The 10,890-nt window shown below is 40.3% G+C and carries 9 protein-coding genes; 3 read left to right on the top strand and 6 right to left on the bottom strand.

Annotated elements, in window-relative coordinates; genetic code table 11:
- Positions 1–280: carboxypeptidase-like regulatory domain-containing protein (locus tag AC1DND_RS08060; protein ID WP_477580614.1), on the bottom strand; the 280-nt coding region annotated here is incomplete at its 3' end.
- A 1,002-nt stretch (positions 281–1,282) separates the two neighbouring features.
- Between AC1DND_RS08060 and AC1DND_RS08065 the strand changes: the two genes are divergently transcribed.
- Together AC1DND_RS08065 and AC1DND_RS08070 are read left to right on the top strand one after the other, a co-directional pair.
- Positions 1,283–3,499 (top strand): alpha-N-acetylglucosaminidase, encoded by a 2,217-nt coding sequence (locus AC1DND_RS08065; protein ID WP_477580616.1) that lies wholly within the window; start codon positions 1,283–1,285, stop codon positions 3,497–3,499.
- Positions 3,500–3,590: 91 nt separating this feature from the next.
- Entirely contained in the window at positions 3,591–4,025 is a 435-nt protein-coding gene (locus tag AC1DND_RS08070) for an SRPBCC family protein (RefSeq protein WP_477580618.1), read from the top strand.
- A gap of 63 nt (positions 4,026–4,088) precedes the next feature.
- On the opposite strand, the gene AC1DND_RS08075 is transcribed toward AC1DND_RS08070, so the two are convergent.
- The 4 genes from AC1DND_RS08075 to AC1DND_RS08090 form a co-directional block, all read right to left on the bottom strand.
- On the bottom strand, positions 4,089–6,002 hold the full coding sequence (locus AC1DND_RS08075; RefSeq protein ID WP_477580620.1) for a glycoside hydrolase family 97 protein: 1,914 nt from the start codon (positions 6,000–6,002) through the stop codon (positions 4,089–4,091).
- A gap of 635 nt (positions 6,003–6,637) precedes the next feature.
- Positions 6,638–7,648 carry an NAD-dependent epimerase/dehydratase family protein gene (locus tag AC1DND_RS08080; protein WP_477580622.1) on the bottom strand — a complete coding sequence of 337 codons (1,011 nt, stop codon included), beginning with the start codon at positions 7,646–7,648 and terminating at the stop codon, positions 6,638–6,640.
- Between the two features lie 64 nt (positions 7,649–7,712).
- Positions 7,713–8,288 carry a Crp/Fnr family transcriptional regulator gene (locus tag AC1DND_RS08085; RefSeq protein WP_477580624.1) on the bottom strand — a complete coding sequence of 192 codons (576 nt, stop codon included), beginning with the start codon at positions 8,286–8,288 and terminating at the stop codon, positions 7,713–7,715.
- Positions 8,289–8,391: 103 nt separating this feature from the next.
- The gene (locus tag AC1DND_RS08090) at positions 8,392–8,730 is read right to left on the bottom strand and encodes a YciI family protein (protein WP_477580626.1); all 339 of its coding nucleotides are present in this window, start codon (positions 8,728–8,730) and stop codon (positions 8,392–8,394) included.
- Between the two features lie 82 nt (positions 8,731–8,812).
- Here AC1DND_RS08090 and AC1DND_RS08095 point away from each other — a divergent pair, with 82 nt between their 5' ends.
- Positions 8,813–9,430 carry a MarR family winged helix-turn-helix transcriptional regulator gene (locus AC1DND_RS08095; RefSeq protein ID WP_477580628.1) on the top strand — a complete coding sequence of 206 codons (618 nt, stop codon included), beginning with the start codon at positions 8,813–8,815 and terminating at the stop codon, positions 9,428–9,430.
- 334 nt (positions 9,431–9,764) lie between these two features.
- Here the strand turns inward: AC1DND_RS08095 and AC1DND_RS08100 are convergent.
- Positions 9,765–10,890 (bottom strand): RagB/SusD family nutrient uptake outer membrane protein (locus AC1DND_RS08100; protein WP_477580630.1); only part of this gene is annotated, 1,126 nt, incomplete at its 5' end.

Genomic DNA, 10,890 nt, shown 5'->3' on the forward strand with positions numbered 1-10,890 from the left:
CGGTAAGTGTCTGCCGATCAGCAGGCACCTCTATAGCAAATTCTCCATTTGTGCCAGTTTGCACTTTAGAACCAGTACCTTTTACAGTAATAGTAACTCCTATTAATAGCTGCTTTTGTTCATCAACTACCGTCCCGGTTATTTTTCGCCGTTGTTGCGCGGCAGCTGTATCAATCAACAGCGCGGAGATAATCAGTGTTAAATACATCACGAGTAATAACTGCTTTGCTCCCCAATATCTGGAGCGCGCATCATTACCCATATTGGTTATTTTTTCCATTATTTAAAATCATTTAAAGAGAAATAGATTTGGATAATTGTATGCCAGTCCTAGTTAGTTAGGATCACCAAAACAGATTTTTCAATTGTTTTAGATAGCGTAGAGCGGAGTAACCCCTCTCTGAAGTAGTAGTAGTTTTTAGTCATAAAATTTGGTTTATTTTGGTTAGGATTAATATTCGACACTATTGAACGAATTCAATCTGTATCAGTGTGAGATCGATTTGGATTTAACCGGGTGCTTTCATGAGCGTTTGTTCAGTTTGGTTCATATTTATTTGGTTAGCCCCTTACTATAAAAACCAATTTTAGCTTTCCTGATAATTGAACAATCTGCCTTGGCATCACACTGAGATTTAAGATCAGCGTTAAGCGCTATTAGGGTAAGTGTTGGTCGTACTTACTTCAGCATCATGTTCGAACGGAAAGGTAACGGTTTACCTGTATTGAGTATTCGAAGCTAAGACAACTACAATTTTAAGGATAGCACAATTGTTTAAATTTATACCCAGTTTGTTTAAGTGATGTAGAAAGTGCCTTTATGCATCAAAAAAAGCATTAAAGTGGTAACATCCATTTTATTTTAAACACAATTGTCTTATCCGCATGAGCATATAGATGGGGTATGAATCTAATGTGTCCCGCCTTTTAGCAATGTGCGTCACGCTGTTTTCCATTTAGCGAAGCTATATTACATATGCAGCAGACAAAAATATGATTTAACCCTTGCCCAAGGTTTTTGTAGATATATCTACAGAAATAAGCTTAAATAAATCATCACAAGAGAAAAAACAACTAGGAGCTTATCTTTATAACGATTGCTCATATTCCTGTAAAAAAAACGGCACCACAATAACTAAACCAGATAATGGTTAAAATATATTTTATGGAGCCAGACTATACCTGCCCCATTATTTATTATCTGTATATTGAACCGTTAATAATTTTATTGTATACCAGGATAGCAAAAGCCGTGGTTATCCTTCAGAGTAAAAACAAACAGATGAAATATAAAATATACTTTCTTGCTGCATTTTTGGTAATGGCATCTGCTAAAACAAGGGCACAAGCTTATCTATCTTCATCAGCTGAACTGATCAAAAGGGTTCTGCCCAAACAGCATCAGTTTTTTTTAATCGAAAGCATTGTTTCTGAAAACGGCATGGATGTCTTTGAAATTGAAAGCGAAAAAAACACCATCATTTTAAGAGGGAGCAGCGGCGTAGCTATTGCTTCGGCTTTTTATTATTATTTAACGGAATATGCACATTGCCAGATAACCTGGAACGGCGTTAACCTTAAATTGCCCAAGAACCTACCGGTGGTTAAAAATAAAGTAAGGAAATCTACACCTTACGAGTACCGCTATTACCTTAACTACTGCACTTTTAATTACAGCATGAGCTGGTGGGACTGGGCCAGGTGGGAAAAAGAAATAGACTGGATGGCACTTCATGGCATTAATATGCCCTTAGCTATTACCGGAGAAGAATATACCTGGTATCTTTTGTATAAAGAAATGGGCTTTAGTGATAACGATCTAAAGGATTTCTTTACCGGACCAGCTTATTTTTCGTGGTTCTGGATGGGGAACATAGATGGTTGGGGCGGCCCCCTGCCATTGGACTGGATGAAAAGTCACTTCGAACTGCAAAAGAAAATCCTGGCCAGACAGCGTTCTCTTGGCATGAAACCTGTTCTGCCTGCATTTACAGGGCATGTACCAGCCGCGTTTAAAAAGAAATTTCCAAATGCGAAACTGAAGGCTACAAACTGGACCAATGGTTTCGCAGACACTTATATCCTCGATTCGGAAGATCCCATGTTCGCCGCTATCGGAAAAAAGTTTTTACAGAAACAGACCGCGTTGCTGGGTACCGATCACCTCTACTCTGCTGATACCTTTAACGAAAATGAACCACCATCATCAGAGCCTGATTTTTTAGGTAAACTGAGTGCAAGAATTTATGATGGAATGTCGCAGGCAGACCCCAAGGCTATCTGGGTAATGCAGGGCTGGCTATTTTATAGTGATAGAAAATTCTGGAAAGAGCCCCAAACAGAAGCCCTTTTAAAAGCCGTACCCAATGACAAGATGATATTGTTAGACCTGGCCACAGAAATAGAACCGGTATGGAAACGCACTTCGGGATTTTACGGAAAACCTTGGATCTGGAATATGCTGCACAATTTTGGCGGAAACACCAATCTTTTTGGGCGGATGGACGTAATTGCCACCGCACCTGCACAAGCCTTGAACGATCCACAAAGTGGCAAGATGAAAGGTATTGGCCTCACAATGGAAGGTATTGAACAAAACCCGGTATTGTACGAGTTGATGATGGCCAATGTTTGGCAATCGAAACCGATAGATCTAAAAACATGGCTGCCTAATTTTGTTTTTAACAGATACGGAAAAAACAATCCCAATGCGCAAAAGGCATGGGAAATTCTAAGAAAAACAGTATATAATGTACCCCAAGATAAATACATCAGAGATGGTGCAGAATCTATTATTCAGGCACGTCCAACACTTGATTCACTGACCCGCTGGGCTAAAACGACCTTAAATTATCAGGAGCGGGATCTGTTACCAGCCTGGGATGAACTCATAAAGGCCGCGCCAACCTGCGGTAATAGTGATGGTTTTCAGTACGACATCGTGGATGTAACCCGACAGGTCATGGCAAATTATGCTCTGCCTTTACAGCGAAATTTTGTAACCGCCTACAAGAAAAAGGATATGGTTACCTTTAAGGCAGAAAGCCAAAAATTTCTTCAGCTTATTGACGATATGGACAAACTATTAGCTACCCGAAAAGATTTTATGCTTGGTCCGTGGGTTGAGCAGGCAAGAACATGGGGAAACAATCCAGCTGAAAAAGCACTTTACGAAATGAACGCGAAAGATTTGATTACCCTATGGGGTGATGAAAAAAGTCCGTTAAACGAATATGCCTGCAGACAATGGAGTGGTTTGTTCAGTGATTTTTACAAACCGAGATGGGCGCTTTTTTTCAGATATGCATCAAAGGCCATCGACAATCAAAAAGAAATCGATATCAAACAGTTTAACAGGGAGGTAAGTGCCTGGGAATGGAGCTGGGTAAACCAAAGGAAAGATTATCCCCTAAAAACGGTTGGCAGTTCAGTAAGTATAGCCATTGAGATGCATAAAAAATACAGAAGCATAATTGAGAAAGCGCATCAGTATCGCTAAGCTAACATTAATGGGAACACTAATGGGAACACTTGCAGGTTCCTACGGGTAAGGACCGTCATCAGCCTGAAAATATTGTACTTTTGCAACTATGAATATACTGCAAAAAACCGTATTTATCACTGCTCCAATGCATGCGGTATGGGATAGCCTTACTGTCCCTGAGTTTATTCAGGAATGGACATATGATAGCCCTATTGAAATACAGACGGATTGGGAAGTCGGTAGCGAAATAATCACAAGCGGGGATCTGCACGGGATCCCGTTCATCAATTCAGGAACAATCCTGGAACTGGATCCCGGCATCAAACTCTGTTATAGTTTTTTAAGTTCTCTCTCCAATTTACCTGATACCGAAGAAAGCTACTGTATATTGGAATTTAATTTGATACATGAAGATAAACAGACCAGGCTTGAGCTTACCATTCGCAATTTTCCTGACGAGGTGATCCGTAAGCACCTGGAGCTGTATTGGGGGCCCACAGTTGAACTCATCAAGCAACAAACAGAAAACCGTCAAATATAAATACCTGCCAGGCAACATCAATACCCTAACTTTGCGTTCCATATCAAGGATCCAGTTTGAGCCTTACAAGCCGCTAACTACTCCTGCAAAGCCGCCTCTAGGCAAGCATTGGATTTGCAGTGTACCCGATTTTTTGATGCTTTTGGTTTCGCTGGTAATCGATTTCCCATCTGCTCCATCTTTAAATAACTGGAGAGAATAATCTGCATTGCTCAAAAATTTCAAATTTAGATCGAGTGTTTGCGGGGTATCTTTTCCGTTAAGTCCGGCTACATACCAAAGCTTCCCCTTTCTTCGTGCAATAACGATCATTTCGCCGGGATAGCCCTGGATCAATTTGGTTTCATCCCAGGTTGTGGGAAAATCTTTTAGAAAATTCTGTGGCCCTGCTGATAAATTATAATATGCAGATGGCCTGTCTGCAAAATGTTGTAAACCAGACTCAAATACCACTGCCAATGCCAGTTCGTGCGCAAAGGATGTTTTGTGCTCATGCTGCGAATCTGAAAACGTTACCGGCGTGTAATCCATAGAACCGATTATATTACGGGTAAACGGAAGCGTGGTATTATGTGTAGCAGCTTTATCCGTTAAGATTGAAGTATTGTTATACCATTCTGCTCCATAAACTGCTTCGGTAGTCATTAAGTTCGGGTAAGTACGGGCCCAGCCGCGGGGCACGGTAGCGCCGTGAAAGTTAACCAGTAAATGGTATTTTGCAGCATCTTCCAGAATATCTATGTAATATTTCATCATATCCTGTTGGTCTCCCGCAAAAAAATCTACCTTAATACCTGAAACCCCAATGCTTCTCAACCATGAAAATTCTTTTTCTCTTTTCTCTTTTGTCAACAGCCTGTCTACCGGAGTCGCACCAAGCCAATCTGTACCAGAATTGTACCATAAAAGTGTTTTGATGCCTTTGCTCTTTGCGTAGCCCAAGGCATCTTCCACCTTTCCTCCATTTGACATAACGTCCCATTCCCAGTCGATCAATACATATGGCCAGTGCATTTTTACGGCAAGGTCGATGTATTCAATCACTTTCTTATAGTCCTTTGATCCGTGATTATATGCCCAATATACCCAGGCTGCACTTCCAGGTTCAATCCATTTGGTGTCTTTAAAGGCAGTAGGCTCACTCACGTCGGTAATCAATGTACTCTGTACCAGATCGGCTAACTCCCCGATGATCATCACATGCCACTGCGATTTCCAGGGAAGACTGGAAATAACCCCACCCCTCAGATTCTTTTTGGCCGAAGAGTAGGTTACCTTGTATATGTTTTTGTTTTCTTTATTGTTAAGCCGGGCTGCGCAATTTTCTTTGCTGATGCCCGCCTCAGAAATTAACACCCATAATGGCTGACTGTTAACTTTATATAATGCCGGATACCCCCAGTCACTATTGTTTTTTTCGTTGGTTCCGGTGGTAGAAAAAGGGAAAAAATCCTCATAGGCTTGGTTATATGGCTGCATCCATCTTCCACTGCCTGTAGGAACTACATAGGCAGTAGTTTCATCTATAATGGAGAAACTGGAGTCTTTGCGATTGGGAAAGCTATACCTGAACGCAACCCCGTCGTTATAAACTTTAAAAGTGATATCCAAGGGCTGATCTGATGGATTCTTATAACTGAATGTTTTTTCAGTGCCAAAATTCTCGCAACGCTTTCGCTTTCCAGTCACCATTTCATATTTGTCATGAACAGCAACAGCCTTACCTTCCCCAATAAGCCTGAGATTCGATACGAACTGCTGATCTTCCCTTGAAATACCTAGCGGTGAGCTGGGCAGCACTTCAATATAAGCACTTCCTTTTTTATAAAGCACGTTAAAATGTACCTGACCTGAACCTCCCTGACCAGCTTGTTGCATTTCTACAACTACTTTAATTTTTTTATTGGGCGATAGAATTTGCTGGGCATACCCAACTGAACTGAAAATAAGGCTCAGTGCTAAAAAAAGACTTTTCATTTGTTTTTTATTTTTATAAAAGTGTTGCTAAAGTTGAAATATTTATCTGTTAACTTTATTTCGCTCTTCCATTGTCCAGAAAAGAGATTCCCGAAATTCCGTATTGATTTTTCCCATTCCTGATTTGGTATTGCCTCATAATTTATGTTAAACTAAATGAAAGTTCATTAGCTTACCTATGACAAAAAATTCAGCGTTCTATAACATGCTGCTCTTTTATGTCTGATTTATACTGGTTATATTTTATACCGTTAACCATTTTATTGAATCAAGGAAGATGCAATTGTTCCAATCTCAAGATCTCATCTGTCGGTATTATAGCAAAGTTATATAAAGCCGCTTTCTAAGCGTTATACTAAATAGACTTTATTTTGTACAAAACCGACAAAATAAAAGCTGAAGTTAACTACGTTTTTAACAAAACCATGCTCTCCTTGCATAGGATCATACTTAAATCGATTTAGGAAATCAGCTATTTTTGCTCAGAGCCGTTTTTATCTCAAAAATACTAAGTAATCCAAGGCGACGTTCAGGCGTATGAGTTTATTGAAAGAAATATGTATAAAATGTTTATGTCAATGCATATTTAGGAAGATACTATCATAGCGTGCCCACTACCATAATTTTTTCTAAAATTAAATCAATCCCCTATGTTCCATCAGGTAAGCCAATGCTTCCTTTACTGCCTGTTGACTATCTTTCGGATTAAATCCTAATTCGTTTCTTGACTTCGAAATATCAAAATCCTGCAGCAATCCTGAAAACATAGCAATATCTTTAGTGGTAAGCAGTGGAGGTTTTCCACTTATTTTAGCTGAAAGCTCCATAATACCTGCAATAGCATACAAAATATATTTTGGCACAGTTCCAGGTACTTTGATTTTCAATTCAGGATAAAGTTTTTGTGCCAATTTAGTTGTATCAGTAATGGTCATACATTTTTCGTTAGCAAGGATATAACGCTCACCAGAACGGCCTTTCAGCGCAGCAAGGTAACAGCCTTCTGCTACATCTTTAACATCTACCCAGTTCAGGGTAATCCTGGTATCCATGGGGATCTGCTTGTTAAGAATCAGTTTTAGCACATTATAGGAAACATTCAATGGAAGAAGCGCTTCACCTCCTATCATTGCTCCGGGCATAACCGATACCAATTCTATACCGAATTCTCTTGCCAGATCAAAAGCCAGCTTTTCACCATCATTCTTGGAATTATAGTACATATCTCTCCGGTCGGAATTGTATCCGTTGCTTTCTTTTGTCGGAAGATTGGTATAATCCAGTGCAGCAATTGAACTTACATAGACGATTCTTTTTACGCCCGCTTCTGCAGCAGCTTCAATCGTATTCCGGGTGCCCAGCATATTCACATCGTAGATTTCTTTCTTGGGGTTTTTAGCCCACAGTTTGAAGGCCGCACCCACTGCAAAAAAAGTATCAACATGCTGCAGTGCGTGTTTAAAGGAAGCTTTATCCGTTATATCTGCCTGAACAACCTCGCAGTTAAGATCCTTGAAACATTCTTTGCTTTTGATATTACGGACTGAAGCCCTTACCGGGATCCCTTTTTCGATCAATAGTCTTACAAGATTATTGCCTAAATGCCCATTTGCACCGGATACCAGTACTAGTTTTTTATTTGTCATAGCCATTGATTTTAAATGCTGTGACAAAGTTGAACTTTGCAGATTTAAAACCACTTCACAAATGTTACCTAATGATCTTCTTTCTGATACGGCTCAGACTTTTAGGGTTCATTCCAAGAAAAGACGCAATGTATTGCATAGGAACATTCTGGAGAATTTCGGGGTACTGGTCCATCATTTTTAAATAACGCTGTTCCGCATCAAGGGTGGCTAGCTCCCTGGCACGTGTTTCATTATAGGATAAGGATTGTTGAAATACCAAAAAGCTAAAATCCATAAAAGTAGGGCTCTGTTGTATAAGCTGATCAAGATCTGCTTTACTAATGCGCAAAAGTTCACATTCGGTAATACATTCCAGATTTTCATCAGACTTTTTCTGGTTAGTAAAATCAGCATAGGAGGTAATGAAACCAGGCGGACAGTTTATATGCGTTGTAACCTCATCGCCTTTATCATTGTAATGGAATATCCTCGCAAAACCCGAAACCACAAAATATAGATGTCCGGGTACCTTCCCTTCTTCCTCGATTATCCGGTTTTTTGGATAGCTCACCGGTTCAAAGTAGCGTATGCACAAATCTCTATCCTGGTTAGAAAGTTGTAGGCTTTTTGTAATAAGACTTAAAAGTTGACCGTGCATGGTACAAAGATAAAAAAAACAATGCTGATCAATCCCAAATGAAACCTGTTCCAGACTTTTATGAGAAAAGAAAGCGCCTGAGTCAGAGTTTTAATAACCTGGCTTAATTTTTAAACTCGCGGACTTCTGAATAACCGGCAGATTCATAAATTGGGCATGACGATGCGATCTCTGCCGCTTCATCCAGATTATTTGCCTTTAATAATATAAATCCACCTACGATCTCCGTCCCCACTTTATGGGTTACAGGAGTGATTATTGTGCCATCACCCGTGATGAGTCTACCCTCAAGTGTTAAGGAACTCCCCCCAACTAAACGGCCTTCAGCTTTTAACCGGGTAAGCCACTCGCTCCAGTGCTGCTGATGTATCCGCAGATCTTCGTCCGAATGTTCATCCATTCTCCCGTCCGGCTCTCTGAATAAAATGATATAATCTTTCATAAAAAAATAATTTCAGTAAAAATAAAACGAATCCGATATAAATACAACGAAAATATTAAATTTATTATTTTATATTAGCCACATGAAACCTTTAGTAGAACTAATTACCGCCTGGCAGGCTTTTACTGATGCACATCATGACGCAGATGTTGAAAGTTTCTGTTACGATTATCTATCTAATAAAAATCAGAAAGATGATCCTGATCCCGAAATGGATACTTTGCTTTCAAAACTGATAGGCAAATCAGGCAGTCTTATTAAAACATACCTTAAGCTGGCATTAAGGCAGATCCCAGACATGGAAATGGAGTGGTTTTATATCTTAGATACGCTGAACGACCAAAAGGAGATCAGGAAAACAGATGTGATCAGTTTTCGTCTCCTACTGGAACCCACAACAGGTATAGATATTTTGAACCGGATGCTTAAAGCCGGGCTGATCAGTGAACGCGTTGACCCAGTAGATAAAAGAGCGCGTTTAATAAAACCGACAGATAAGGGTAATGAAATCTATAAAAAGGTAAACAACTTATTTAACCAGGTTATCTCATTACTATTTACATCCCTGAACAAAGAACAAAAGACCTTGTTAATACTCACATTGGGGAAACTGACCAATGAGCATTATGAAAAGATTGTAGAAAATAAAACGCAGGCAATAGGCGAGATTGAAACTTTTATAAAAAACTCAATTAAGTAGCCTAAACTGAGTCAGCAGACCAGATTATTTTCTGGTAATCAATGCTTAAGGTTGATCAAACTTTTTTTAAAGCTTGTGCTCCTTTATAAAATTGATATGATCTTGCCCGGATCATAATTGTTAGGCACTGGGCTGCCCGTAAATGGATACCGGAATAGGCAGATAAAAGAGGCTGTATCATAAATATATTGAATTGTCATCCTGTCCAAGGGACTTCTTTGGAGAGCTTGTCGAAGGACCTTTTTTAATGTCTTAAAGGGCGTTTCGACAGGCTCAACGTGACAAATTCGAAGTAAATTACAAKTTATGATACAGCCTCATCTCTTTTGTTGATTTAATTCCAATCGCTACCAATATCCTTACCAACATTGGGGTTTGCGTTCTTTTCAGATAGTGGGATAGGAAATAAAACATTTTTATCCTGAAAAGGCTGGGTACCATCTTCTATCTGCCTTTGCGAATTAATGGTCTGCTTAGCTATGCCCCAGCGGATCAGATCAAAATAACGGGTCTGTTCGCCGGTCAGTTCCAATTGTCTTTCGCGCATCAAAATGGTCATGGCTTGAGATTGACTGCCCAAACTGATATAAAGCGGCGCGTTAACGCTCGGCCTGCTACGTACCTGGTTAATCAGTGCCAATGGCTGTGATCCGGTATTACCCTGTTGTATGTAAGCCTCGGCAAGCATCAGCAATACATCTGCATAACGGATTACCTGCCCGTTGATACCGCTTTGCGGACCACCAAAGCTTGCTACTTTATTATAATACTCATATTTTAAATATTTGTATCCGGCTGAAGCATAGGGAAAGGCTACTGGCCCTGTTGCACATTGCTGGCAATATTGAGTTTGCCCCCCGCTTGCAGCATCTCCATAAAAAGTRTAAGCCGCACGCGGATCGATGTAAGTGGCATTGGTTTGTGGGTTGGTGTAAGTAAAAGCTTTAACAGCCGTAGTGGTAATAAACACATTATTCCAATCGTTAAAGCCATATTCCTGTGCACGGGCAGAGTGGCTTGCTTTCCCACCCCACGTTTCCTGACCGCCAAACGGAGCATACTGGTTACCTATACCCCAATCGGTCCAGGCCTGGTTCATGACCTGAAAAATGGTTTCCTTATTAAGGGCTGTATTATTCTGATTCGGATCATCAAACAGGTTGTTATATACGGGCGTGAGCGCATAGCTATATGGAGCCTGGGTCAGTTTGGTCAATTCAGTAACAGCATCTCCCCATTTTTTTTCGTACAGGTATGATTTACCAAGCAAAGCAACCGCGGCCCCCCGGGTAGTACGTCCAAAACTGGCTGGAGCATATGAAATAGGAAGGTCAACTTGTGCGTCTTTTAAATCCTGTTCAATAAAAGCCCATACATCTGCTACAGCTGCACGCGGCAGATTAATTTCTTCTGCTGTTGGCAGAGGGATATATGCTTTACGCAAGGGCACACGTCCGTAC

It is taken from the genome of Pedobacter sp. 01N416 (assembly GCF_056399685.1).